Source organism: Pseudomonas sp. C9D1 (assembly GCF_056491235.1).
On record NZ_JBSZIE010000002.1, the window covers coordinates 3,901,590 to 3,926,174 of the forward strand.

Sequence of the window (24,585 nt, forward strand, 5' to 3'; positions counted from 1 at the left end):
GGGGCTTTCGGCGTCGCCCCAGGCGACCGGCACGTTCACTGCGAGAAAGACCATGGAATTCGAGAAACTGTTGCGCCTGATGGTCGAGAAGGGCGGCTCCGACCTGTTCATCACCGCCGGCGTCCCCCCGTCGATGAAGGTCAACGGCAAGATCATGCCCGTGACCAAGAACGCCATGTCCCCGGAGCAGACCCGTGAAACCGTTCTCGCGGTGATGAACGAGCAGCAGCGCCGTGACTTCGCCGAGAACCACGAGTGCAACTTCGCCATCAGCGCCCGGGGCATCGGCCGTTTCCGCGTCAGTGCCTTCTACCAGCGCAACCTGGTGGGCATGGTGCTGCGCCGCATCGAGACCAACATCCCCACCCTGGATGACCTCAAGCTGCCGGAAATCCTCAAGAAGCTGGCACTGACCAAGCGCGGCCTGGTGCTCTTCGTCGGCGCCACCGGTACCGGCAAGTCCACTTCCCTGGCGGCGATGATCGGCTACCGCAACAAGAACAGCAGCGGCCACATCATCTCCATCGAGGACCCGATCGAGTACATCCACCAGCACCAGAGCTGCATCGTCACCCAGCGTGAAGTGGGCATCGACACCGAGTCCTTCGAGGTGGCGCTGAAGAACACCCTGCGCCAGGCGCCGGACGTGATCCTCATCGGTGAGGTGCGGACCCGCGAAACCATGGACCATGCCGTGGCCTTCGCCGAAACCGGCCACCTGTGCCTGGCCACCCTGCACGCCAACAACGCCAACCAGGCGCTGGACCGGATCATCAACTTCTTCCCTGCCGACCGTCAGCAGCAGGTGTGGATGGACCTGTCCCTCAACCTCAAGGCCATCGTCGCTCAGCAACTGGTGCCGACCCCGGACGGCAAGGGTCGCCGCGCGGTGATCGAGGTGCTGATCAACACCCCGCTGGCCGCCGACCTGATCCGCAAGGGCGAGGTCCACGAGCTCAAGCCGCTGATGAAGCGCTCCACCGAGCAGGGCATGCAGACCTTCGACCAGGCGCTGTACACCCTCTACTCCCAGGGCGAAATCACCTACGAAGACGCGCTGCTCTACGCCGACTCGGCGAACGACCTGCGCCTGATGATCAAGCTCGGTTCCGAAACCGACGGCGACCACCTCACGAGCATGAGCGGTGGCCTGTCGCTGGAAGTGTCCGAGGAAGACCCGGGCCGTCGCTTCCGCTGACCGCCCCTTCGCCCTGCTGCGCCTGCCGCAGGGCGTCCACCAGCTCCCGGTAGAGCTGCTCGCCGCCGTCGCGGTTGCGCAGCACCGCCGCCGGGTGCGGTGCCACTGAAATCCACCGGCCTTCATGACGCAACGGCTTGCCGAGGTAATCGGCCAGGCGGATGCGCTGTGGGTCATGCAGGCCCAGCAGCGAAGCCAGCGCGGTGCGCCCCAGGGCCACCACCCATTGCGGCTGGCGCTCCTCCAGTTCACGGGCCAGCCAGGGGTGGCAGGCGCGGATCTCCGCCGGCTTGGGCGTGGCGTGCCAGCGCGTCGCCGCGCGGCCCAGTGCGCCGCCCCGGGGCTCCCACTTGAAGTGTTTCACCGCGTTGGTCAGGTAGACCGCCTGGCGTGACAGCCCGGCTTCTGCCAGGGCGCGCTGCAGCACCTGCCCGGCGGGGCCGAGGAAGGGGCGCCCGGCCAGGTCCTCCTGGTCACCCGGCTGTTCGCCCACCAGCATGATCCGGGCCTGCGCCGGACCTTCGCCCGGCACGGCGCAGGTCGCGTTGCGCCAGATATCGCAGCGCCGGCACTGGTCCAGGCGGGTGTCGGGTGCCCGTTCCGGTTGCGCGGCGTCGCTGGCGATCAGCACCTCCTTGCCCTGGCGGGCGCCCACCTCCGGCGCCTGGGCCAGGCGCTGCCGGCCGGTGCGGGCGTCGGCCACCAGTTCGGGGATCAGCGCGCCTTCCGCCAGGTGCTTCCAGAAGCGTGCCGGCATATGGCTGCGCATCACCTCGGGGTTCAGGCGGGACGGGTTGAAGGTGCTGCGGTAATAGGCCGTCCACAGGGATTCGCTCGGGTCGTGGTGACCTTCGATGGCCTCGCGCAGGCCAGGCGGGCAGGGCGACTGGTAGGCCAGGTGCTCGCCGTCGAAGTGGGCGAGCCCTTCCGGCGTGCCGATCAGCCAGCTGTGGCGGCCCATGCGCGGCACGAAGTGCTCGGCGCCCAGGTCCAGCACGTCGTGGGCGGGTTCGTGCCAGGCCAGGTAATCCGGGGCGCCTTGCCCCTTGTCGCCAGGGCGGAAGCGCAGGAAGGCGTGCATGTGGTGGGCCTCGCGGCGCACCGCCTTGATCCGCCGCTGCAGCTCGGAGCCGTCGCGATCGCCGGCAAGCATGGCGCTGCGATCCCCCTGGGCCACGCGCCAGAGCACCTGGTAGAGCAGTGCCCAGCGGTCGCCCGCGCGAAAGCGCGCGGCATCGGCCAGCAACCCCGGCAGCTCGCGGGGAATGGAGACCGTGGCCGCACCGGCGGGAGCGGGCGTCGGCTCGACGCCGTCGAACAACCCGGGCGCCCAGTCGACGGCCTGGGGCTCCACGCCTTCTAGCAGCAGCTGCCGGGCCTGTTCGCGCCAGCCGGCGAAGCTGCCGTCGAAGCGGATGGCACGCATCACCAGAGCGCCATCTGCTGGGCCGGCGCATCGCCCAGGCGCTGGCGCAGCACGGCGGACTCCAGGGTGGCGTCGCGGGGGCGGTAGTCCTGGGTGACGATGAAGGGCCTGGCCTTTTCCATGGCGCAACGCAGGCGGGCCACGTCGGCGTAGCGGATGCGCCGTTCGCGCCGCAGTTCCACCAGGCGGTTGGCGCTGAGCACGCCGATGCCGGGCACGCGGGCGATCATCGCGGGTTCCGCGCGGTTCAGGTCGAGCGGGAACTGCGCACGGTTGGCCAGGGCCCAGGCCAGCTTGGGGTCGATGTCCAGCGGCAGGTTGCCGGGGGTGGCGATCAGCTCGTTCACCGCGAAGCCGTAGCCGCGCAGGAGGAAGTCGGCCTGGTACAGGCGGTGCTCGCGCAGCAGCGGCGGGGCTTCGAAGGGCACGGTCTTCGGGCTCTGCGGGATGGGGCTGAAGGCTGAGTAGTAGACGCGCTTGAGGCGATAGGCGCCGTACAGCGTCTGCGCGGTGTCGAGGATGGTGCGGTCGTCGGTGTCGTCGGCGCCGACGATCATCTGCGTGCTCTGCCCGGCGGGGGCGAAGGCCGGGGCGTGCTTCTCCGCGCTGGCCTCCTCGACGCCCAGGCGGATGCGCCCCATGGCGCGGCGGATCGGCGCGCCGCGCTTCTCCGGGGCCAGGCGGGTGAGGCCGTCCTCGGTGGGCAGCTCGATGTTGACGCTGAGGCGGTCGGCGTAGCGCCCCGCCTCGGCGATCAGCTCCGGCGCTGCGTCGGGGATGGTCTTCAGGTGGATGTAGCCGCGGAACTGGTGCTCTTCGCGCAGCAGGCGGGCCACGCGGATCAACTGCTCCATGGTGTAGTCGGAGGAACGGATGATGCCGGAGCTGAGGAACAGCCCGCTGATGCAGTTGCGCCGGTAGAAATCCAGGGTCAGGGTCACCACCTCCTCGGGGGTGAAGCGCGCCCGGGGCACGTCGCTGGAGCGGCGGTTGACGCAGTACTGGCAGTCGTAGAGGCAGAAGTTGGTCAGCAGGATCTTCAGCAGCGCCACGCAGCGGCCATCGGGTGTGAAGCTGTGGCAGATGCCCATGCCGTTGGTGGCGCCGACGCCGGCCTTGCCCGCCGAGCTGCGCTTGGGGGCGGCGCTGCTGGCGCAGGAAACGTCATACTTGGCGGCGTCGGCCAGCACGGTTAGTTTGTCGATGAGTTCCATGGAAAGGGCTGCGAATAGCTGTATGTGCATACAGTATTTGTCGGCCCTGAAGCCTGCGCAAGTCCGTCGTCGACGGATGGTCGTGATCTGAAGGAGTACGCATGCAACGCCCTGACACCCACAACATGCTGATCGGCTACCTGCTGTGGATATTCGGTTTCCTCGGAGCCCACCGCTTCTACTACGGCAAGCCGGTGAGCGGCACCCTCTGGTTCTTCACCTTCGGCCTGTTCTTCATCGGCTGGATCATCGACCTGTTCCTCATCCCGTCCATGGACCGCGAAGCCTCGCTGCGCTTCAACGCCGGCTCCCACGACTACACCGTCGCCTGGATCCTGCTCACCTTCCTCGGCGTCTTCGGCGTGCACCGCATGTACCAGGGCAAGTGGATCACTGGCATCCTCTACCTGTTCACCGGCGGCTTCTTCCTGCTCGGCGTGCTCTACGACTTCTGGACCCTGAACACCCAGGTCTCGGTGCTCAACGCCCGTCGCTGAGCCTGCGGCCAGGCATGAAAAAGCCCGCCATCTGGCGGGCTTTTTCGTGACCGGGCGGCTCAGGCCTGATAGGTGATGTGCCCGTCCATCAGGGTGTAGCGCACCTTGCCGGGCAGGTCCTGGCCGAGGAAGGGGCTGTTGCGCCCCTTGGACAGCCATTGCTCACCGGCGCGGGTGCGGGCTTGCGGGTCGAACAGCACCAGGTCGGCCGGGGCGCCCACGGCGAGGCGACCCACCGGCAGGCGCAGGGCGCGGGCCGGGCCGGCGGTGAGGCGGGCGAGCAGGGTCGGCAGGTCGAGCAGGCCGTCTTCCACCAGGCTCAGGGCCAGCGGCAGCAACAGCTCGACGCTGCTGATGCCCGGCTCGGTGGCGGCGAAGGGGGCCAGCTTGGCGTCCGCTTCGTGGGGCTGGTGGTGGCTGGCGATGGCGCCGATCACGCCACTTTTCACCGCTTCACGCAGGCCGTCGCGGTCGGCGCGGGTGCGCAGCGGCGGTTGCACGTGGTAGAGGCTGGAGAAGTCGATCAGCGCCTCGTCGGTGAGCAGCAGTTGGTACAGCGCCACGTCGGCGGTCACCGGCAGGCCGCGGGCCTGGGCCTCGGCGATCATCTGTGCGCCCCGGGCGCTGGTGAGCTGGCTGAAGTGCGCGCGCACGCCGCTCTGCTCCACCAGCAGCAGGTCACGGGCCAGGGCCACGGTTTCCGCGCTCTCGGGAATGCCGGCCAGGCCGAGGAAGCCGGCGGTGGCGCCCTCGTGGGCCATGCCGCCGTCCGCGAGCGAAGCGTCCTGGGCGTGGAAGATCAGCGTCAGGTTGAAGGTGGCCGCGTATTCCATGGCGCGGCGCAGGGTGCGGTTGCTGTCGAAACTGGCCAGCCCGTTGGAGAAGGCCACGCAGCCGGTGTCGCGCAGGGCCACCAGCTCGGCCAGTTGCTCGCCGGCCAGGCCCTTGCTCAGGGCGCCGACGGGGAAGACCTTGGTGTGGCCGGCTTCTCGGGCGCGGTCGAGGATCAGCTCGGCCACGGCCGGGGTGTCCAGCACCGGGCGGGTCAGCGGCGGGCAGCACAGGCTGGTGACGCCACCGGCGGCGGCGGCACGGGTTTCGCTGTCGATGCTGCCCTTGCGGCTGTAGCCCGGCTCGCGCAGGGCGGCGTTGAGGTCCACCAGGCCGGGCGCGGCCACCAGGCCCTTGGCGTCAATGCTGTGTTCGGCTTCGTAGCCGGCGGGCGCCTGGCCGATGGCGGCCACCTTGCCGGCTTCCAGGTACAGGTCGGTGACTTGGTCGGTGCCGCTGGCGGGATCGATGAGGCGGGCGCCGATGATGTGGGTACGCATCAGTTCTGCACCTCGGCTTCCTGGTTGATCTGGCGTTGGGTGTTCTGGCCGCTCATGGCCATGGACAGCACGGCCATGCGGATGGCGATGCCGTAGGTGACCTGGTTGAGGATCACCGAGTGGGCGCCGTCGGCCACCGCCGATTCGATCTCCACGCCACGGTTGATCGGGCCGGGGTGCATGACGATGGCATCGGGCTTGGCCAGCGCCAGGCGCTGGGTGCTGAGGCCGTAGAGGCGGTAGAACTCGCCTTCGCTGGGCAGCAGGCCGCCCTGCATGCGCTCGCGCTGCAGGCGCAGCATGATCACTACGTCGACGTCCTTGAGGCCTTCGGCCAGGTCGGTGTAGACGCTGACGCCGTACTGCTCGATGCCGATGGGCAGCAGGGTCTTGGGGGCGATCACGCGGATGTCCGGGCAGCCCAGCGCCTTGAGCGCGAGCATGTTCGAGCGCGCCACGCGGGAGTGCAGGATGTCGCCGACGATGGCCACCGAGAGGTTCTCGAAACCACCCTTGTGGCGGCGGATGGTGAGCATGTCGAGCATGCCCTGGGTCGGGTGCGCGTGGCGCCCGTCACCGCCGTTGATGATGGCCACGTCCGGGCACACGTGCTCGGCGATGAAGTGGGCGGCGCCGGAGTCGGCGTGGCGCACCACGAACATGTCGGCGGCCATGGCCTCCAGGTTGCGCAGGGTGTCGAACAGCGTCTCGCCCTTGCTGGTGGAGGAGGTGGAGACGTTGAGGGTGATCACGTCCGCGGACAGCCGCTGGGCCGCCAGTTCGAAGGTGGTGCGGGTGCGCGTGGAGTTCTCGAAGAACACGTTGCACACGGTCTTGCCGCGCAGCAGCGGGACCTTCTTCACGGCGCGGGCGCCGACTTCGAGGAAGGAGTCGGCGGTGTCGAGGATTTCCGTCAGCAGCTCGCGGGGCAGGCCGTCGAGCGAGAGGAAGTGGCGCAGCTGGCCCTGATCGTTGAGCTGCAGCGGGCGCTTGGCGTCTGTCGGCATGGGGCAGGCCCTGGGGGTCGGGAGTTTCAGGAAGCGGGGGTGAGGACCTGGCGCTCGAGGGCGAGCGGCGCGGGGCCGAGCAATTTTACCCGTTCATCGGCGGCGAGCGACAGGGTGGCGCCGACCACGTCGGGGCGGATCGGCAGCTCGCGGGCGTTGAGGTCCAGCAGGCTGACCAGGGTCACGCTGGCCGGGCGGCCGTAGTCGAACAGCTCATTCATGGCGGCGCGCACGGTGCGGCCGCTCATCAATACGTCGTCGATGAGGATCAGGTGCTGGCCTTCGATCTCGAACGGCAACTCGGACGGGCGCACCTGCGGGTGCAGGCCGTTCTGGGTGAAGTCGTCGCGGTAGAAGGAAACGTCCAGGGTGCCCAGGGGCTCTTCGCTGCCCAGCTCCGCCAGCAGGGCCTGGGCAACCCAGACACCGCCGGTGCGGATGCCGATGAAACGGGGGTTGGCGATGCCGCGCGCGGCCAGGTGGGCGTTCAGCGCGCTGGCCATCTGCGGCAGCAGTTCGGCCGGGTTGGGCAGGGTCATGGGCGTTCCTCGCTATTCGTGTCCGGGGTGTTCCGCCAGCCAGCCTTCCAGCAGGAGGGCGGCAGCCAGGGCGTCGACGGGGTTGTCGCGGTAACCGCCGCGCTGGCCCTGGGCGAGCCGCTGGCCCTTGGCTTCGAAGGTGGTCAGGCGTTCGTCATGGGTGAAGACCGGCAGGTTGAAGCGACCGTTGAGACGGCGCGCGAACTTCTCCGCACGTTCACTCATGTCGCTGGGGGTGCCGTCCATGTTCAGGGGTAGGCCGACGACAATGGCGTCCGGCTGCCATTCCTTGAGCAGGGCCTCGACCTTCTGCCAGTCCGGTACGCCGTTCTGCGCCTTGAGCACGCAGAGTTCGCGGGCCTGGCCGGTGACGGCCTGGCCGACGGCGACGCCGATCTGCTTGGTGCCGTAGTCGAAGCCCAGCAGCAGGCGCAGTGGCTTGGCGGCCATCAGGCGTGCCCGGCCTGGGTGGTGAGCAGGTTGAGGTTGATCCCGAGGCGCGCGGCGGCAGCGGCGAGGCGCTGGTCGGCGGCGGTGTCGAAGAGGATGGCCGGGTCGGCCGGGCAGGTGAGCCAGGCGTTGTCCACCAGCTCGGCTTCCAGCTGGCCAGCATCCCAGCCTGCATAGCCGAGGGTGATCAGGCTTTTTTCCGGGCCCTGGCCTTCGGCGATGGCGAAGAGCACGTCCTGGGAGGTGGAGAGCGCCAGGTCGCCCAGCTCCAGGGTGGCCTGGAAGGTCAGGCCGCTGGGGTGGAGGACGAAGCCGCGGTCGGTCTGCACCGGGCCGCCGGCGTAGATCGGCAGGGTCTGGCAGCGGGCGGGCGGGTCGATCTCCGGGCGCAGCTGCTCGAGCACATCGCTGAGGTTGAGGCCGTTGGGGCGGTTGATCACCAGGCCCATGGCGCCCTGCTCGTTGTGTTCGACGAGGTAGGTGACGGTCTGGGCGAAATTGGGATCGTCCATGTGCGGCATGGCGATCAGGAAGTGGTGCTTGAGGTAGGTGGGCGCGGTGCTTTTCATGGGCGCTAGTTTCGACCTTCGCGCCGCAAGCTTCAAGCGCGGTTGCGCCGCACCCGCCCGGTCAGTTGCTCGACAGGCGGTCGCCGCGCTCGAAACGCCAGGTGCGGATGATTTCCAGGCGGTCGATGTCGGCCAGGTCGCCGGTGAAGGGGGCGAAGGGGGCGGCGAGGCGGACGATACGCATGGCGGCCTGATCCAGCACCGGTTGGCCGGAGGATTCCAGGAGCTGCACTTCATAGAGGGTGCCGTCACGGTTGATCGACACCAGCAGGCGCAGGCTGCCGTAGAGGCGCTGGCGGCGGGCTTCCTCGGGGTAGTTGAGGTTGCCGACGCGCTCGATCTTCTTGCGCCAGTCGTCCTTGTACCAGGCGCCCTTGTCGCGCATGGTCGAGGCCGCGTTGAGGCGGTGGATGCGCGGGCGCTTGGCGTAGAGCTGGCGCTCCTGGGACAGCTCGGCCTCCAGGCTGGCGATCTCCGAGGACAGCTGGGTGCTGTCGAACACCGGTGCCGGGCGGGCTTCGGGTTCGGGCTTGGCTTCCTCGTGCTTGACCGGGGTCTTCTGCACCTTGGGCGCGGTGGTGGCGACGGCGGCCTTGGGGGCTTCCTGGCGCGCGGCCTGCTGCGGCGCGGCCGGCGGCGTGACCTTCTTGATCTCCTGGTCCTGGAAGGGCGCCTGCTCGGTGGTCTTGGGCGTGTCCTTGTGTTCCAGGGTGCCGCTGCCCTGCTGGTTCATCTGCGCCAGGTAGTCGGCCTTCTCCGGCTTCTTGTCGCTCTTGAAGCTGGCGAGGGTGACTTCCAGGGTCTTGCTGATCTGGCTGGGGTCGGCAAAGGTGAAGCCTACCCCGAGGATGAAGGCGATGTGCAGCACGGCCGCGAGGAACAGGGTGAAACCCAGCCGGTCCGCCGGGCGCACGCCGGAGGAGGGGAAGTCGGAAAAATCAGCGGCTGCGTTCATCGCACATCGGGTCTGCTCAGGATGGCGCGCAGTCTGCCGAACTGGGGCGGCAGGCTGCAAGTTGCATGTCCAAAGCTGTTAGCTGCATCAAGCTTGGGGCTTGCGCCCGTTCTCGGCGAGCTTGGTCTGGATGACATCCATGAGGCGGTCGCCGATGCGCGTGTCATAGGCCGCGTCGATCTCGCGGATGCAGGTCGGGCTGGTGACGTTGATTTCGGTGAGGCTGTCGCCGATCACGTCCAGGCCGACGAACAGCAGGCCGCGTTCGCGCAGGGTCGGGCCCACGGTGGCGGCGATCTCGCGGTCGCGCTCGGACAGTGGTCGCGCCTCGCCACGGCCGCCGGCCGCCAGGTTGCCCCGGGTCTCGCCGGCGGCGGGAATGCGAGCCAGGCAGTAGGGTACCGGTTCACCGTCTATCATCAGAATGCGCTTGTCGCCGTCCTTGATCGCGGGCAGGTAACGCTGGGCCATGATCTGCTCGGCGCCGTGACGGGTCAGGGTCTCGAGAATGACGGAAAGGTTCGGATCGCCCTCGCGGTGGCGAAAAATCATCGATCCGCCCATGCCATCAAGGGGTTTGAGAATGATGTCACGCTGCTCTTTCGCAAACTCGCGCAGAATATCAGCCCTGCGACTGACCAGTGTCGGTGGGGTCAGTTGAGGGAACAGGGTGGCGAAGAACTTCTCGTTGCAGTCGCGAAGGCTCTGCGGGCGGTTCACCACCAGCACGCCGGCGCGTTCGGCCTGTTCCAGCAGGTAGGTCGAATAGACGAACTCGTTGTCGAAGGGCGGGTCCTTGCGCATCAGGATCACATCCAGCTCGGCCAGCGGGGCGTCGCTCTCGTCTTCCAGCTCGTACCAGCGTTGAGGATCAGCGAACACGTTCAGCGGCCGCATGCGGGCGCGGGCTTCGCCGGCCTTCTGGTACAGGTCCTGCTGCTCCATATAGTAGAGGGACCATCCGCGGGCCTGGGCTGCCAGCAGCATGGCCAGGGAGCTGTCCTTCTTGAAGGAGATGTGCGCAATGGGGTCCATGACGATCCCGAGGCGAACGCTCATGGGTGTGTTCTCCGCGACTGTTTAATAAAGAGGGGCACTGGAGAATTCCGGGCCCGGTAACGAGGCGCTCAGGTTGGCGCTGGAGGTTGTCGCGGTCAAGGGAAACCTCGCCGCATGGACTAGGATTCCCGGAGGCTGGCGCTTTGTAGCTTGCGTCCGGAGAGTGTGCTAAAAAGGCCCGACGATTGGGTCGTAGCCCGTCGCTGACAGGGCCTCAGGCGCACTGAACTAAGCAAAATAACGACTCACCGAGGCGATGGTAGGGCGAACATGGAACAGCATTCCGAGGGTTTGAAGGTCATGGTGATCGACGATTCGAAAACGATTCGTCGCACCGCTGAAACTCTGCTGAAGAAGGTGGGTTGCGAGGTCATTACGGCCGTCGACGGCTTCGACGCATTGGCCAAGATCGCCGATACTCACCCCAATATCATTTTCGTCGACATCATGATGCCGCGGCTCGATGGCTATCAGACCTGCGCCCTGATCAAAAACAACAGTGCTTTCAAGTCCACCCCGGTGATCATGCTGTCCTCGAAGGACGGCCTGTTCGATAAGGCCAAGGGTCGCATCGTTGGTTCCGATCAATACCTCACCAAGCCTTTCAGCAAGGAAGAGTTGCTCGGCGCGATCAAGACTCACGTGCCTGATTTCACCCCGGTGGAACAAGCCTCCTGAAGTCCGGCCTCCCATGGCCGGTGATGCCTTTCCGTTTTGGGGACAAACATGGCTCGTATTCTGATTGTTGATGACTCGCCGACTGAGATGTACAAACTGACCGCCATGCTCGAGAAGCACGGCCATCAGGTACTCAAGGCCGAGAATGGCGCCGATGGCGTTGCCCTGGCTCGCCAGGAAAAACCCGACGCCGTGCTGATGGACATCGTCATGCCCGGCCTCAACGGCTTCCAGGCCACGCGTCAGCTGACCAAGGACGCCGAGACCAGCCACATTCCGGTGATCATCGTCACCACCAAGGACCAGGAAACCGACAAGGTCTGGGGCAAGCGTCAGGGCGCGAAAGACTACCTGACCAAGCCGATCGACGAAGACACCCTGCTGAAAACCCTCAACGCAGTACTGGCCGGCTGATGCCGGAACAGTCCGTCGATAACTAGAAGAAAGAAGGCCCTGGCCGGCATGTCGGACGCGCAGACCCCTTTCCAGCTTCTCCTCGAGATCGACCAGCGCTGCCGTGCGCTGGCGGCGGGCCTCCCTGCGCAGCAGGAAACCGTACAGACCTGGAGCGGCATCGGCTTCCGCATGGGCGAGCGTCTGTTCGTGGCGCCCATGGGCGAGGTCGGCGAGGTGCTTCACGAGCCGCGGCACACGCTGCTGCCGGGCGTGAAGTCCTGGGTCAAGGGCGTGGCCAACGTGCGTGGCCGGCTGTTGCCGATCATGGACCTGTGCGGGTTCTTCGGTGGTGAACTGTCGCCCCTGCGCAAGCAGCGCCGGGTGCTGGTGGTGGACCACCAGGAAATCTTCGCCGGGCTGATCGTCGACGAGGTCTACGGCATGCAGCATTTCCCGGTGGATTCGTTCTCCGAGGAACTGCCTCCCCTGGAGGCGGCGATCCAGCCGTTCATCCACGGTGTGTTCCAGCGCGAGCAACCCTGGCTGGTGTTCAGCCCTCACGTGCTGGCGCAGCACCAGGTGTTCCTCGACGTGGCGGTATAGCTTTATCCGCATCCGGCCTCAGGGCCGGGTGCGGCGGGCCGTTTCCGGGAGGGGCGGTTCAGCGTGGCGGGGCGATTCCCCGGTACGCATGCGGCGCCGGTGGTGCCGTTGATTCAAGGTTGGGCCGGTTCATGCCGGCCCTTTGGCGTTACATGGAAATCGTTGTGTTGTTGGTCCAGGCGGGGGCCCGATAATGAAAAAACTTAACGCAGGCAATCTACTTGCGGGAACGCGCAGTAGTACGTTGATCGCAGGGCTGTTCGTGGTCCTGATCGTGTCCATCGTGCTGTTGTTCGCCAACTTCGCATACCTGAACACCCAGGCGAACTACGACAAGGAATACCTCAGCCACTCCGGTGAGCTGCGCGTACTGTCCCAGCGTATCGCCAAGAACGCCACCGAAGCGGCGGCGGGCAAGGCCGAGGCCTTCGCCCTGTTGAAAGACGCCCGTAACGACTTCGAGAAGCGCTGGAACATCCTCGTCAATGGCGACGAGAACACCGGTCTGCCGCCCGCTCCGGAAGGCGTGAAGGCCGAGATGGACGCCGTGCAGGCCGACTGGAACAGCCTGCGGCAGAACTCCGACGCCATCCTTGCCAGCGAACAGACCGTTCTCTCCCTGCACCAGGTAGCCGCGACCCTGGCGGAAACCATTCCGCAGCTGCAGGTCGAGTACGAGGAAGTGGTCGACATCCTGCTGGAAAGCGGCGCGCCCGCCGACCAGGTCTCGGTAGCCCAGCGCCAGTCGCTGCTGGCCGAACGTATCCTCGGCTCGGTGAACAAGGTACTGGCCGGTGACGAAGACTCCGTACAGGCCGCCGACATGTTCGGCCGCGACGCCAGCCTCTTCGGCCGCGTACTGAACGCGATGCTGGAAGGCAACGCGGCGATGGAAATCTCCAAGGTGACCGACAACGAAGCCCTGGAGCGTCTGCAGGAGATCTCCGAGCTGTTCGAGTTCGTTTCCGGTTCCGTGGACGAGATTCTCGAAACCTCGCCCGAACTGTTCCAGGTCCGTGAATCCGCCAACACCATCTTCACCGGTTCGCAGACCCTGCTGGACAAGGCCTCCACCCTGGCCGGCGGCTTCGAGAAGCAGGCCGAAGGCCGTAGCTTCAACACCCTCGCCGGTTACCTGCTGGGCGCCCTGGCCCTGGGTTCGATCATCCTGATCGGCCTGGTCATGGTTCAGACAACCCGCAGCCGACTGGCCGAGACCGCCGAGAAGAACGAACGTAACCAGGCGGCGATTCTGCGACTGCTCGACGAAATCGCCGACCTTGCGGACGGTGACCTGACAGTGGCCGCGACCGTAACCGAGGACTTCACCGGTGCGATCGCGGACTCCATCAACTACTCGATCGACCAGCTCCGCGACCTCGTAGAGACCATCAACCTGACAGCCGTGCAGGTAGCGGCGGCGGCCCAGGAAACCCAGGCCACTGCAATGCACCTCGCCGAAGCGTCCGAGCACCAGGCGCAGGAAATCGCCGGCGCCTCGGCGGCCATCAACGAGATGGCGGTGTCGATTGACCAGGTATCGGCGAACGCCTCGGAATCCTCCGCGGTAGCGGAACGTTCCGTAGCCATCGCCAACAAGGGCAACGAAGTGGTGCACAACACCATCACCGGCATGGATAACATCCGTGAGCAGATCCAGGACACCTCGAAGCGGATCAAACGCCTCGGTGAATCGTCCCAGGAGATCGGTGACATTGTTAGCCTGATTAACGACATTGCCGACCAGACCAACATCCTCGCACTGAACGCCGCGATCCAGGCGTCCATGGCCGGTGACGCGGGCCGCGGCTTCGCCGTGGTAGCGGACGAGGTCCAGCGACTCGCGGAACGTTCCTCCGCCGCGACCAAGCAGATCGAGGCCCTGGTAAAAACCATTCAGACCGACACCAACGAAGCGGTTATCTCCATGGAACAGACCACCTCCGAGGTGGTACGTGGTGCGCGTCTGGCGCAGGACGCCGGTGTGGCACTGGAAGAGATCGAGAAGGTATCCAAGACCCTCGCGGCCCTTATCCAGAACATCTCCAACGCCGCTCGTCAGCAAGCGTCCTCGGCGGGCCACATCTCCAACACCATGAACGTGATCCAGGAGATCACCTCGCAGACCTCCGCAGGTACCACTGCTACCGCCAAGAGCATTGGTAACCTGGCCAAGATGGCCAGCGAGATGCGCAAATCGGTATCCGGCTTCAACCTGCCGGACACTCCGGAACAGGCCTGACCAAGGGAGATGCCGCGGCTTGACGCCGCGGCGCAGCGGCCATGAGCGAGAGGCACGACATGCAGCCAAGCGGCGTGTGGGCCTTGAAACCCCTGGCCGACATGACGCCCGCGCAGTTCCACGACTGGCAGTCACTGCTCGAGGAGCGCACGGGTGTGGTGATCAACGAACAGCGTCGCGCCTTCCTGCAGACCAATCTCACTGCACGGATGCGCGAACTGGGCGTTGACGACTACAGCATCTACTACCGCCAGGTCACAGACGGCCCGCGTGGTGCTGTGGAGTGGTCCACGCTGCTGGACCGCCTCACCGTTCAGGAAACCCGGTTCTTTCGCCATCGCCCCTCCTTCGACCTGCTCGACGCCTACTTGCGTGAGCGGGTCGCTGCGGGCCTGGACAGCCCTTTGGCGCTCTGGAGCGTCGGCTGTTCCAGCGGCGAGGAGCCTTATTCGCTGGCGATTGCCGCCGCCGAGGCGCTGCAGGACAGCGACCGGCCGGAATTCTTCGGTGTGACCGGTACCGACATCAGCCTCAGCGCCCTGAACAAGGCGCGGGAAGGGGTGTACGGGGCACGCCGCCTGGAACAGCTGGATGCTGACCAAGGCGAACGTTATTTCCAGGTCATGGACGATGGCCGCTTCAAAGTTGTTGAGAGCCTGGCCGCGCGCGTTTGCTGCGCCCGGCTCAATGTGCTGGAACTGGCGAAGGCGCCAATGTCCGGCATGGACGTAATCTTCTGTCAGAACCTGTTGATCTATTTTCGCCGCTGGCGTCGCCGTGAAATCCTCAACCGCCTGGCCGAGCGCCTGGCGCCGGGAGGCCTGATGGTGGTGGGCGTGGGCGAAGTAGTGGGTTGGCACCATCCGGACCTGGTTCCGGTGGCCAACGATCAGGTTCTGGCATTCACCCGGAAGGGATAGCAGACGGCTATGAGTGATCGGCACGATTATGTCGCCCTTGAGTGGGTCAAGGGCGAGATCGCGGAAACCCTGAAGCAGGCGCGACAGGCTCTGGAGGCGTTCGTCGAGAACACCCAGGACCCGACGCGCATGCGTTTCTGCCTGACCTACGTGCACCAGGTCCACGGCACCCTGCAGATGGTCGAATTCTACGGCGCGGCTTTGCTCGCCGAAGAAATGGAACAGCTTGCCCAGGCGCTGATGGAAGGTCGCGTGACCAACCAGGGCGAAGCCCTGGAAGTGCTTGATGCAGGCCATCCTGCAGCTGCCGGTCTACCTCGACCGCATCCAGAGTGCGCGCCGCGACCTGCCCATGGTGGTGCTGCCGCTGCTCAACGACCTGCGCGCCGCGCGGGGCGAGAAACTGCTGTCGGAAACCAGCCTGTTCTCCCCGGACCTCTCCAGCCGCCTGCCCGCGCTGTCCATGGACGCCCTGGCGCAGATGCGCACCGCCGAACTGCCGGTGCTGCTGCGCAAGCTGCGGCAGATGCTGCAGCTGGCCCTGGTGGGGATCATCCGCAACCAGGACCTGGCCACCAACCTCGGCTACATGGCGCGCGTCTTCGCCCGCCTCGAATCCCTGTGCAAGGAAGCGCCCCTCGGCACGCTCTGGCCGATCGCCTCCGGCATGGTCGAAGGCCTGGCCAACGGCAGCGTGGTCAACGGCACTTCCGTGCGCACCCTGCTGCGGCAGATCGACAAGGAACTCAAGCGCCTGCTCGACCAGGGCGCCGACGGCATCAACCAGCCGGCTCCCGAGGAGCTGGTCAAGAACCTGCTGTTCTACATCGCCAAGGCCCCGGCCCAGTCGCCGCGTATCCGCGCGCTGAAGGAACAGTACCGCCTCGACGAAGCGCTGCCCGACACCGAAGTGGTGGACGGGGGCGCGCCCGCCTCGCCGGCCCCGACCGCGACGCCATGCGCTGGGTGGTCACCGCCCTCTGCGAGGAGCTGGTACGGGTCAAGGACAGCCTGGACATCTTCGTGCGCAGCGATCGCCGTGGCGTCGCCGAGCTGGATTCCCTGCTGGCCCCCCTCAAGCAGATCGCCGACACCCTCGCCGTGCTGGGCTTCGGCCAGCCGCGCCGGGTCATCCTCGACCAGATCGACGTGGTCCACAGCCTGTCCCTCGGCCAGCGCGAACCCAATGACGCCGTGTGATGGACGTCGCCGGTGCGCTGCTCTATGTCGAAGCCACGCTCAATGGCATGGTCGGCCCGGCCGATGACCGCCGCGCCGAAGAAAGCCACCTGCCCACCACCGACGTGGCGCAGATCCACCAGCTGGTGATCAAGGAAGCGCGCAATGGCCTGGAACAGGCCAAGGACGCGATCATCGAGTTCATCGCCTCGCAGTGGAACCACGAGCACCTGGCTCGCGTCCCCGAGCTGCTGACCCAGGTCCGTGGTGGCCTGGCGATGATCCCGCTGAGCCGTGCCGCGACCCTGCTGGAAGCCTGCAATCGTTATATCCAGGAGCAGCTCCTGGCGCGCAAGGCCGTGCCCAACTGGCAGAGCCTGGACACCCTCGCCGACGCCATCACCAGCGTCGAGTACTACCTCGAGCGTCTCTCCGAAGACCACGCGACCCAGGGCGACCTGATTCTCGACGTGGCCGAGGAAAGCCTGGAAGCACTGGGCTACCCGCTGAAGGAAAAGCCCTCGATCCTCGACCGCATTGAGCCGGAAGAAGAACCGCTGCCCCTGGCCGACCCGCTGCAGGAAATCGAAGTGCTGGCCGCCGAGGAATCGGAGCTGGTCGAGCCGCTTGACCTGGAGCCCCTGGCCGCTGGTGACGACGTACTGGTCGCCGCCGAATTTGCCGAGCCGGTCGCCGCCGAGAGCACCGGGGAAACACCGCCAGCCGCCCTCGACGCCCTGCCGGAACTCAAGCCGCTGCCCGAGCTCGAGCCCCTCGCCGAGCTGGAACCGGCCATCGACGCCGAGCCCGAGCGGGTTGCCGAACCTGTCGCCAACCTCGACGAACTGCCGGACCTCGACCCGCTGCCCGAACTGGACGCGCTCACCGAGCCCGCCGCCCTCGGCGAGCTGGACGCCCTGCCGGCCCTGGACGAACTGAGCCTCGAAGCGCCCGCTGCCGACAACGCCGAGCTGCTGGTCTCCGACGACAACTGGAACCTCGGCGAGCTGCCGACCGAAGCGCCCGAAGTCATCGACTTCAGCCTCGATGTGCCGCTGGAGCTGCATGCTGCCCAGGAACCCCAAGAGAGCCTGGAGCCTCTGCAGAGCTTCGATCTGGACGACCTGGAGCCGCTGCCGGACGCCACGCCGCTGGAAAGCCTCGAACCGCTCGAAGGCGAAGTCCTCAGCCTGGAACCGCTGCCCGAGTCCACGATGAGCTGGGACGACATGGAGCTCACCGGCCTCGACCTCCCCGAGGTCGAGCTGCCCGCTGCGCCCGTCGAGCCACAGGCGCCCGCTGTCGAAGAGCACAAGCCGCTGTCCATGGCCGATGTCATGGCCGCGCCCACCCAGGCCATCAACCCGCCTGCCGGCGACGTGCCGCCCAGCCTGCTGCCGCCGCCCGCCGACGAAGAGCCGGTGGATGACGAGTTGCTGGAAGTCTTCATCGAAGAGGCCGGCGAAGTCCTGGAGACCATCGGTGACTTCCTGCCCCAGTGGCTGGCCGACACCGACAACAAGGAAGCCCTGACCGAAATCCGCCGCGCCTTCCACACCCTCAAGGGCAGTGGTCGCATGGTGCGCGCGCTGGTCATCGGCGAACTCTCCTGGTCCATCGAGAACCTGCTCAACCGCGTGCTGGATCGCAGCATCCAGCCCGACGAAGATGTCCGTGGCGTAATCCAGGACGTGGTCGCCCTGCTGCCGCAGCTGGTCGACGAATTCGCCGCCAAAGCCCAGCGCCAGCGCGACGATGTCGACCACCTGGCCGCCGAGGCGCACGCCCTGGCGAAGGGGCAACGACTCCCAAAATCTGAAGCCCCGGACTCAGCACAGGCAGTCGAGCCCGAGGGCGAGCCGGAAGCACCGGTCGTCGCGGAGCCAACCGTCATCGCGGAAGCCCCCGTCGCCGTCGAAAGCGACGAAGAGCCGCTCGACCCGCAGTTGCTGGAGATCTTCCGCAACGAGGCCGAGACGCACCTCGACAGCCTGGTGGGCTTCCTCGCCGACTGCGCCCAGTCCCTGCCGCAGCCGGTCACCGACAGCCTCCAGCGTGCCCTGCACACCCTCAAGGGCAGTGCGCACATGGCGGGCATCCTGCCGATCGCCGAGATCGCTACGCCCTTGGAAAAGCTGGCCAAGGAATACAAGACCAACCTGGTGCAGATGGACCTGGCCGAGGCCGAGCTGCTGCGCGACGCCGAACACCTGTTCCGCGCCGGGCTGGAGCAACTGGAAACCACGCCGCTGGCGGGGGATCCCCGGCACCGCCGAGTTCCTCGAGCGTGTACAGCAGCTGCATCAGGATCGCCTCGGCGCCGCCGAAGCCGCGCGCCTGGGTGAGCGGGGCGAGGCGGTACGCGACCCGCAGTTGATCTCCATCTTCCTCGCTGAAGGCATGGACATCCTGCTGGATGCCGAAGACCTGCTGCGCCGTTGGCGCGAGCACCCGTCCGAGCGCCAGGAACTGGGTGCCCTGCTGGAAGAGCTGAACACCCTCGGCCGCGGTGCCGAGATGGCCGAGCTGCCGCAGATCGAAGAGCTCTGCGAAGCCCTGCTCGACACCTACGGTTCCGTGGAAGAAGGCAGCCTCGCCGTCAGCGAGCGCTTCTTCGCCGAAGCCGAGCGTGCCCACGAAGCGCTGATCGGCATGATGGACCAGGTGGCCGCGGCCCTTCAGGTCACGCCCCAGCCCGAGCGCGTGCAGGCCCTGCGCGAGCTGCTGCAGGAAGCGGTCGACCCCGCTGCCCTGGCGCTGCTCGATCCCAAGCTGACCACCGGGCTGACCATCGAGGAACTCGATGAGACGGACCTGGAAGGCCTGATCGACTGGAACGCCACCGACGCCGAGCTGCCGCCTTTGGCGGAGCTGATGGAAGAGCCCGCACCGTTCGACGAGGTGACCCTGCCCGAGCTGACCGCTGCCGGCCTGGAGGAGGACCTGTCCTCGCCGACCGTCGAGCCGGAGCCGGTGGTGGGGGCTCCTGCGGCCCACACGCCCAGCGTCTATGAATCCCTCGACGAGGAAATGGTCGCCATCTTCCTCGAAGAGGCGGTGGATATCCTGGAAAGCGCCGGGCAATCCCTCGACCGTTGGTTGGGCGAGCCCGACAACCATGGCTCGCTGCTGTCGCTGCAGCGTGACCTGCACACCCTCAAGGGTGGTGCGCGCATGGCCGAGATCGCCCCCATCGGTGATCTCGCCCATGAACTCGAATCCCTTTACGAAGGCCTGGTGGATCGCCGCTTCAGCTATTCGCCGGCTCTCGGCGGCCTGCTGCAGCAGAGCCACGACAGCCTCGCCGTGCTGCTCGACCAGCTGCAGGCCCGCCTGCCGCTGAACGATCCGCAGCAACTGATCCAGGCCATCCGCACCTTTCGCCAGAACGGTGGGCTGAGCCTTTCCGCAGCAGCGGTGGCGCTGCCGCTCGACGACATCGAAGACCTCGCCGAGGTCGACGCGATCGAGTTGGCTGACGACGCCCCAAGCGCCGAACTCGGTGAGAGCATCGTCATCGACGAAGAACAGCCGCCCCTGGCGCTGATCGACGAAGCCGACCCGCTGGACACCCTGGTGACCATCGAAACCATCGACGCGGTGGCGGAGGAGCTGCCGGCGGAAGCCGTGGCCGAGCTGCTGCCCGGCGCCCCTCAGGACGTCGACCCCGAATTGCACGTGCTGCACGCCGAACCGGTGAGCGACGACGAGCCCGAGCTCGACCAGTGGCTGGTTGACGAGGCCCAGGAAAGCGCGCCGGCCGAAGCCGAAGCCGAGCTTGAAGCTGAGCCCGTGATCGAGCTGCAAGCCGAGCCGGAAGTGCTGGACCTGTCCGAGGTCGAAGTGCCTGCTGCCATCGAGCCCGAGTTCGTGCCGGCACCGGTGATCGAAGCCCCCCGCGCCGTCGAGCCCGTCTCCAGCGCCTTCGATGATCGCGATCCGGAACTGGTGGAAATCTTCCTCGAGGAAGGTTTCGACATCATCGACAGCGCCGGCGCCTCGCTGCAGCGCTGGATGGACGACGTCAACAACATCCTCGAAGTCGAAGCTCTGCAACGTGACCTGCACACCCTCAAGGGTGGTGCGCGCATGGCCGAGATCCGTGAGATCGGCGACCTCGCCCACGAACTCGAATTCCTTTATGAAGGCCTCTGCGGCGGGCGCCTGCGCGCCAGCCCGGGTCTGTTCGCCCTGCTCCAGGCCTGCCATGACCGCCTCGCCGAGATGCTCGAAGCGGTGCGTGACAAGCGTGGCGTGCCCAGCGGCGATGCCCTGATCGACGCCATCAAGCGCTTCCGGGCCAACCCGGACGAGCAGCTGAGCATGCCCTCCAGCGTGCACCTGCAGCCGGCTGCCCAGGTGGTCGATGACGATGCCAGCGAAAGCGACGACATCCTCGACATCTTCCTCGAAGAGGCCGACGACCTGCTCGAAGCCATGGAGCGCACCATCGGTCGTTGGGAAGAGCAGCGCGAGGACGGTGCCCAGATCGACGAGCTGCTGCGCCTGCTGCACACCCTCAAGGGTGGTGCGCGCCTGGCCGGGCAGAAACGCCTGGGCGACCTCAGCCATGACCTCGAGCAGCACCTGACCGAAGCGCAGCAACAAGGGGCGCCCTGGCCGGACAGCCTGTTCCTCGACGTGCAGTCCGGCTTCGAAGGCCTGCAGGCCGAGCTCGACCAACTGCGCGAGCGCCTGAACGCGGTGCTCGCCGAAGAAACCCAGGAACCGGAAGCCCACGAGCCGGCCCCGGCAGCTCCTGCCCCCGTGCCCACCCTCGCCGCGCCCATGGTCGCTGCCAGCGCCGTGCCGCAGGTCGTGGCCGAGAACAAGGTCCTGCCCTTCGTCCGCAAGGCCCAGGAAGCCGCACTGGACGCCGCCTCCCGCCGCGCACCCCAGGAGCTGGTCAAGGTACCGGCGGACCTGCTCGAAGGCCTGGTCAACCTGGCCGGTGAAACCTCGATCTTCCGTGGTCGTGTCGAGCAGCAGGTGAGCGACTTCAGCTTCACCCTGAGCGAGATGGAAGCCACCATCGAACGGGTCCGCGACCAGCTGCGCCGCCTCGACACCGAGACCCAGGCGCAGATCCTCAGCCGCTACCAGGCCGAGGCCGAGCGTGCCGGCTATGAGGACTTCGACCCGCTGGAGATGGACCGCCACTCGCAGCTGCAGCAGCTGTCCCGTGCGCTGTTCGAGTCCGCGTCCGACTTGCTGGACCTCAAGGAAACCCTGGCGGCGCGTAACCGCGACGCCGAAACCCTGCTGCTGCAACAGGCACGGGTGAACACCGAGCTGCAGGAAGGCCTGATGCGCACACGCATGGTGCCCTTCGACCGCCTGGTGCCGCGCCTGCGCCGGATCGTCCGCCAGGTGGCGAGCGAGCTGGGCAAGCAGGTCGAATTCGTCGTCGGCAACGCCGAGGGCGAGATGGACCGTACCGTGCTCGAACGCATCGTCGCGCCGCTGGAGCACATGCTGCGCAACGCGGTCGACCATGGCATCGAGCCGGCCGAGGTGCGCCGCGCCGCCGGCAAGTCCGAGGCTGGCACCATCCGCCTGACCCTCGGCCGCGAGGGCGGCGACATCGTCCTCGCCCTGGCCGATGACGGCGGCGGCATCCGCCTCGACGCCGTGCGCCGCAAGGCCATCGAACGCGGGATGATGGACGCCGATTCCGACCTCTCCGACTACGACGTGCTGCAGTTCATCCTCGAGGCCGGTTTCTCCACCGCCGAGAAGGTCACGCAGATATCCGGTCGTGGCGTGGGCATGGACGTGGTGCACTCCGAGGTGAAACAGCTCGGCGGCTCCATGAGCATCGACTCGACGCCGGGCGAGGGCACCCGCTTCCTCATCCGCCTGCCGTTCACCGTGTCGGTGAACCGTGCGCTGATGGTGCTTTCCGGCGAGGACCTCTACGCCATCCCGCTGAACACCATCGAAGGTATCGTGCGGGTCTCCCCGTACGAGCTGGAGGCCTACTACCAGCCGGACGCACCGCGCTTCGAGTACGCCGGCCAGGCCTATGAACTGAAGTACCTGGGCGACCTGCTGAACAACGGCCAGCAACCCAAGCTGGTGGGCCAGAGCCTGCCGCTGCCGGTGATTCTGGTGCGCTCCACCGATCACGCCGTGGCGGTCCAGGTGGACTCTTTGGCGGGCTCCCGCGAAATCGTGGTGAAGAGCCTCGGCCCGCAGTTCGCCGGGGTGCATGGCATCTCCGGCGCGACCATCCTCGGCGACGGCCGCGTGGTGGTGATCCTCGACCTGCTGGCGACCATCCGCGCCATGCATGCGCACCTGGTGCAGATGCTGCCGCGTTCCGCGACCCAGGCCGCGCTGCCGGCGGAGCTCGACCACGACCGTCCGCCGCTGGTGATGGTGGTGGACGACTCGGTCACCGTGCGCAAGGTCACCAGCCGCCTGCTGGAACGCAACGGCATGAACGTACTCACCGCCAAGGATGGGGTGGACGCGATCTCGCAACTGCAGGAACACCGCCCGGACATCATGCTGCTGGACATCGAGATGCCGCGCATGGACGGTTTCGAAGTGGCCACCCTGGTGCGCCACGACGAGCGACTGAAAGACCTGCCGATCATCATGATCACCTCGCGTACCGGTGAGAAACACCGTGAGCGGGCCATGACCATCGGCGTCAACGACTACCTGGGCAAGCCGTACCAGGAATCCCTGCTGCTTGAAACCATCCAGCGACTGGTCAAGGGAAATGACTGAGAAAACCTCTGCGCGTATCGCCGTCATCGCCGACACCTCGCTGCAGCGCCATGTGCTGCAGCAGGCGCTGGCGGGCAACGGCTACCAGGTGGTGCTCAACAGCGATCCGGCACGGCTGGATGAAGAAACCCTGAGCGCCTGCGAAGTGGACCTGTGGTTGGTGGACTTGGCGCAGTCGGACGACTCGCCCCTGGTCGACAACCTGATGGAACGCGCCAGCGCACCGGTGCTGTTCGGCGAGGGCCATGCCCCCGAGCGCCACTCGGAGAATTACCCGCGCTGGGAGCGTCGCCTGTTCGGCAAGCTCAAGCGCCTGGTGGGCGACCCGGCCGTGGCTGTCGGTCCCAGCCTCGAAGCCCTGCTCAGCGATGCACAGCGCCCGGCGCGCCTGGACCTGCCCCGCGCCCTGGCCGACACGCCGCTGGTGGCCGGCGAGCCGGCACGCCAGGTGTGGCTGTTGGCGGCGTCCCTCGGAGGCCCGGCTGCGGTGAAGGCCTTCCTCGACGCCCTGCCCGGCGGCCTGCCCGTCGGCTTCATATACGCCCAGCACATCGACCCGACTTTCGAAACGGCACTGCCCCAGGCCGTCGGCCGTCACAGCCAGTGGCCGGTCAACCTGGCCCGCCCCGGTGATGCGGTGCGTGCCGGTGAAGTGGTGGTGGTGCCCATCAGCCATGAACTCAGCTTTGCCGAAGACGGCGCCATGCTGGTGGGCGAACGCCCGTGGCCGGAGCCCTACAGCCCGTCCATCGACCAGGTGATGCTCAACCTCGCCCAGCACTACGGTGCCCAGTGCGGGGTCATTGCCTTCAGCGGCATGGGCAGCGACGGCAGTGCAGCCGCCGCCTATGTACGCCGCCAGGGCGCGCCGATCTGGACCCAGCGTGGCGACAGCTGCGCCTGCGCCAGCATGCCCGACAGCCTGCGCGAGGGTGGCTACAGCACCTTCAGCGCCGATCCCCGCGAGCTGGCCCAGGCGCTGGTGAACCACCTGGCGGAGCAGTGCGCCTGAGGCCCGAGGGCCCAGGGCGACAACGCCGGGAATGAAGAATCGTTGAAGGAAGAACCATGAGCCAAGCCGTCACCAACCCGAACAGCGCCAACAGCCTCACCGGCCTGCTGGTGCCGCTGTCCGACCGCACCCTGCTGGTGCCCAACGTGGCGGTGGCCGAGCTGATCCCCTATCGCGCGCCGCAGGTATCGGCGGGCATGCCGGCCTGGTTCCTCGGCCAGGTGGCCTGGCGTGACCTGCGCTTGCCGCTGCTGTCCTTCGAAGCCGCCTCCGACGGCCAGCCCCAGACCGGCGCCGGCGCCCGCGTGGTGGTGCTCAACGCCCTGGGCGGCCGTGGTCACGTCAAGTTCATCGCCCTGCTGGTGCAGGGCATCCCGCGCTCGCTCAAGGTCGACTCAGACCTCCCCCGCGCCGCCGTCCCCCTCGCTCCCCTGGAGCTGGACGCCGTACAACTGGGCAACGACATCGCGCGCATCCCCGACCTCATCGCGCTCGAGCAGATGCTCGAGGATGCGGGGATCATCTAGCTGGAAGCTGGAAGCTGGAAGCTGGAAGCTGGAAGCTGGAAGCTG

The 24,585-nt window shown here is 66.9% G+C and carries 20 protein-coding genes and 1 pseudogene; 12 read left to right on the forward strand and 9 right to left on the reverse strand.

Going from position 1 to position 24,585, the window contains the following annotated elements; genetic code table 11:
* Window positions 1-52 precede the first annotated feature (52 nt).
* On the forward strand, window positions 53-1,198 hold the full coding sequence (locus ACXI0U_RS25885) for a PilT/PilU family type 4a pilus ATPase (protein WP_021218362.1): 1,146 nt from the start codon (window positions 53-55) through the stop codon (window positions 1,196-1,198).
* Here the strand turns inward: ACXI0U_RS25885 and ACXI0U_RS25890 are convergent.
* Both ACXI0U_RS25890 and ACXI0U_RS25895 read right to left on the reverse strand, forming a co-directional pair.
* On the reverse strand, window positions 1,131-2,624 hold the full coding sequence (locus tag ACXI0U_RS25890) for a UdgX family uracil-DNA binding protein (RefSeq protein WP_431483183.1): 1,494 nt from the start codon (window positions 2,622-2,624) through the stop codon (window positions 1,131-1,133). The genes ACXI0U_RS25885 and ACXI0U_RS25890 overlap by 68 nt on opposite strands.
* A complete protein-coding gene (locus ACXI0U_RS25895; protein ID WP_021218364.1) occupies window positions 2,624-3,838 on the reverse strand; it encodes a putative DNA modification/repair radical SAM protein in 1,215 nt (404 codons plus the stop codon). The genes ACXI0U_RS25890 and ACXI0U_RS25895 overlap by 1 nt, the downstream gene beginning before the upstream one ends.
* A 101-nt stretch (window positions 3,839-3,939) precedes the next feature.
* Between ACXI0U_RS25895 and ACXI0U_RS25900 the strand changes: the two genes are divergently transcribed.
* Window positions 3,940-4,335 (forward strand): NINE protein, encoded by a 396-nt coding sequence (locus tag ACXI0U_RS25900; protein ID WP_021218365.1) that lies wholly within the window; start codon window positions 3,940-3,942, stop codon window positions 4,333-4,335.
* Window positions 4,336-4,394: 59 nt separating this feature from the next.
* Here ACXI0U_RS25900 and ACXI0U_RS25905 read toward each other — a convergent pair whose 3' ends face one another.
* The 7 genes from ACXI0U_RS25905 to gshB form a co-directional block, all read right to left on the reverse strand.
* The gene (locus tag ACXI0U_RS25905) at window positions 4,395-5,666 is read right to left on the reverse strand and encodes a dihydroorotase (protein WP_265170288.1); all 1,272 of its coding nucleotides are present in this window, start codon (window positions 5,664-5,666) and stop codon (window positions 4,395-4,397) included.
* Complete coding sequence (locus ACXI0U_RS25910) at window positions 5,666-6,673, reverse strand: aspartate carbamoyltransferase catalytic subunit (protein ID WP_021218367.1); 1,008 nt, start codon at window positions 6,671-6,673, stop codon at window positions 5,666-5,668. Before ACXI0U_RS25910 ends, ACXI0U_RS25905 begins: the two co-directional genes overlap by 1 nt.
* 26 nt (window positions 6,674-6,699) lie before the next feature.
* Window positions 6,700-7,212, reverse strand: coding sequence for a bifunctional pyr operon transcriptional regulator/uracil phosphoribosyltransferase PyrR (gene pyrR / locus ACXI0U_RS25915; protein WP_021218368.1), 513 nt, complete (start codon window positions 7,210-7,212; stop codon window positions 6,700-6,702).
* 12 nt (window positions 7,213-7,224) lie between these two features.
* Window positions 7,225-7,665 (reverse strand): Holliday junction resolvase RuvX, encoded by a 441-nt coding sequence (gene ruvX / locus ACXI0U_RS25920; RefSeq protein WP_031287348.1) that lies wholly within the window; start codon window positions 7,663-7,665, stop codon window positions 7,225-7,227.
* Window positions 7,662-8,231 (reverse strand): YqgE/AlgH family protein, encoded by a 570-nt coding sequence (locus ACXI0U_RS25925; protein WP_021218370.1) that lies wholly within the window; start codon window positions 8,229-8,231, stop codon window positions 7,662-7,664. Before ACXI0U_RS25925 ends, ruvX begins: the two co-directional genes overlap by 4 nt.
* A 61-nt stretch (window positions 8,232-8,292) precedes the next feature.
* Window positions 8,293-9,186 (reverse strand): energy transducer TonB, encoded by an 894-nt coding sequence (locus ACXI0U_RS25930; RefSeq protein WP_021218371.1) that lies wholly within the window; start codon window positions 9,184-9,186, stop codon window positions 8,293-8,295.
* An 87-nt stretch (window positions 9,187-9,273) separates the two neighbouring features.
* On the reverse strand, window positions 9,274-10,245 hold the full coding sequence (gene gshB / locus ACXI0U_RS25935; RefSeq protein WP_021218372.1) for a glutathione synthase: 972 nt from the start codon (window positions 10,243-10,245) through the stop codon (window positions 9,274-9,276).
* A gap of 270 nt (window positions 10,246-10,515) precedes the next feature.
* Here gshB and pilG point away from each other — a divergent pair, with 270 nt between their 5' ends.
* The 10 genes and pseudogenes from pilG to ACXI0U_RS25985 all read left to right on the forward strand — a co-directional run bounded on the left by pilG (window position 10,516) and on the right by ACXI0U_RS25985 (window position 24,540).
* Window positions 10,516-10,923, forward strand: coding sequence for a twitching motility response regulator PilG (gene pilG / locus ACXI0U_RS25940; protein WP_021218373.1), 408 nt, complete (start codon window positions 10,516-10,518; stop codon window positions 10,921-10,923).
* 48 nt (window positions 10,924-10,971) lie between these two features.
* Complete coding sequence (pilH, locus tag ACXI0U_RS25945; protein ID WP_003458790.1) at window positions 10,972-11,337, forward strand: twitching motility response regulator PilH; 366 nt, start codon at window positions 10,972-10,974, stop codon at window positions 11,335-11,337.
* 48 nt (window positions 11,338-11,385) lie between these two features.
* Window positions 11,386-11,922, forward strand: a complete 537-nt coding sequence (locus ACXI0U_RS25950; RefSeq protein WP_021218374.1) for a chemotaxis protein CheW — start codon at window positions 11,386-11,388, stop codon at window positions 11,920-11,922.
* Between the two features lie 193 nt (window positions 11,923-12,115).
* Window positions 12,116-14,164, forward strand: coding sequence for a methyl-accepting chemotaxis protein (locus tag ACXI0U_RS25955; protein ID WP_479551017.1), 2,049 nt, complete (start codon window positions 12,116-12,118; stop codon window positions 14,162-14,164).
* A 59-nt stretch (window positions 14,165-14,223) separates the two neighbouring features.
* Complete coding sequence (locus ACXI0U_RS25960) at window positions 14,224-15,084, forward strand: CheR family methyltransferase (protein ID WP_031287350.1); 861 nt, start codon at window positions 14,224-14,226, stop codon at window positions 15,082-15,084.
* Between the two features lie 9 nt (window positions 15,085-15,093).
* Window positions 15,094-16,892: pseudogene (locus tag ACXI0U_RS25965) on the forward strand (FimL-related protein); the annotation flags it as partial.
* Between the two features lie 708 nt (window positions 16,893-17,600).
* Window positions 17,601-18,608 (forward strand): Hpt domain-containing protein, encoded by a 1,008-nt coding sequence (locus tag ACXI0U_RS25970; RefSeq protein ID WP_479551115.1) that lies wholly within the window; start codon window positions 17,601-17,603, stop codon window positions 18,606-18,608.
* A gap of 55 nt (window positions 18,609-18,663) precedes the next feature.
* Window positions 18,664-23,001 (forward strand): Hpt domain-containing protein, encoded by a 4,338-nt coding sequence (locus ACXI0U_RS25975; RefSeq protein WP_479551116.1) that lies wholly within the window; start codon window positions 18,664-18,666, stop codon window positions 22,999-23,001.
* Window positions 22,994-24,013, forward strand: coding sequence for a chemotaxis protein CheB (locus ACXI0U_RS25980; RefSeq protein ID WP_021218378.1), 1,020 nt, complete (start codon window positions 22,994-22,996; stop codon window positions 24,011-24,013). Before ACXI0U_RS25975 ends, ACXI0U_RS25980 begins: the two co-directional genes overlap by 8 nt.
* Before the next feature lie 56 nt (window positions 24,014-24,069).
* Window positions 24,070-24,540, forward strand: coding sequence for a chemotaxis protein CheW (locus ACXI0U_RS25985; RefSeq protein ID WP_021218379.1), 471 nt, complete (start codon window positions 24,070-24,072; stop codon window positions 24,538-24,540).
* Window positions 24,541-24,585 lie beyond the last annotated feature (45 nt).

Bases quoted from the DNA above. Each gene is read 5' to 3' on its own strand.
- ACXI0U_RS25925 (WP_021218370.1), bottom strand. From the start codon at position 8,231: ATGAAAAGCACCGCGCCCACCTACCTCAAGCACCACTTCCTGATCGCC.
- ACXI0U_RS25950 (WP_021218374.1), top strand. From the start codon at position 11,386: ATGTCGGACGCGCAGACCCCTTTCCAGCTTCTCCTCGAGATCGACCAG.
- ACXI0U_RS25905 (WP_265170288.1), bottom strand. From the start codon at position 5,666: ATGCGTACCCACATCATCGGCGCCCGCCTCATCGATCCCGCCAGCGGC.
- ACXI0U_RS25960 (WP_031287350.1), top strand. From the start codon at position 14,224: ATGCAGCCAAGCGGCGTGTGGGCCTTGAAACCCCTGGCCGACATGACG.
- ACXI0U_RS25970 (WP_479551115.1), top strand. From the start codon at position 17,601: ATGGCCGCGCCCACCCAGGCCATCAACCCGCCTGCCGGCGACGTGCCG.
- pyrR (WP_021218368.1), bottom strand. From the start codon at position 7,212: ATGACCCTGCCCAACCCGGCCGAACTGCTGCCGCAGATGGCCAGCGCG.
- ACXI0U_RS25930 (WP_021218371.1), bottom strand. From the start codon at position 9,186: ATGAACGCAGCCGCTGATTTTTCCGACTTCCCCTCCTCCGGCGTGCGC.
- ACXI0U_RS25980 (WP_021218378.1), top strand. From the start codon at position 22,994: ATGACTGAGAAAACCTCTGCGCGTATCGCCGTCATCGCCGACACCTCG.
- gshB (WP_021218372.1), bottom strand. From the start codon at position 10,245: ATGAGCGTTCGCCTCGGGATCGTCATGGACCCCATTGCGCACATCTCC.
- ACXI0U_RS25895 (WP_021218364.1), bottom strand. From the start codon at position 3,838: ATGGAACTCATCGACAAACTAACCGTGCTGGCCGACGCCGCCAAGTAT.
- ACXI0U_RS25955 (WP_479551017.1), top strand. From the start codon at position 12,116: ATGAAAAAACTTAACGCAGGCAATCTACTTGCGGGAACGCGCAGTAGT.
- ACXI0U_RS25900 (WP_021218365.1), top strand. From the start codon at position 3,940: ATGCAACGCCCTGACACCCACAACATGCTGATCGGCTACCTGCTGTGG.
- ACXI0U_RS25985 (WP_021218379.1), top strand. From the start codon at position 24,070: ATGAGCCAAGCCGTCACCAACCCGAACAGCGCCAACAGCCTCACCGGC.
- ACXI0U_RS25890 (WP_431483183.1), bottom strand. From the start codon at position 2,624: ATGCGTGCCATCCGCTTCGACGGCAGCTTCGCCGGCTGGCGCGAACAG.
- ACXI0U_RS25910 (WP_021218367.1), bottom strand. From the start codon at position 6,673: ATGCCGACAGACGCCAAGCGCCCGCTGCAGCTCAACGATCAGGGCCAG.
- ACXI0U_RS25885 (WP_021218362.1), top strand. From the start codon at position 53: ATGGAATTCGAGAAACTGTTGCGCCTGATGGTCGAGAAGGGCGGCTCC.
- pilG (WP_021218373.1), top strand. From the start codon at position 10,516: ATGGAACAGCATTCCGAGGGTTTGAAGGTCATGGTGATCGACGATTCG.
- ACXI0U_RS25975 (WP_479551116.1), top strand. From the start codon at position 18,664: ATGGACATCCTGCTGGATGCCGAAGACCTGCTGCGCCGTTGGCGCGAG.
- pilH (WP_003458790.1), top strand. From the start codon at position 10,972: ATGGCTCGTATTCTGATTGTTGATGACTCGCCGACTGAGATGTACAAA.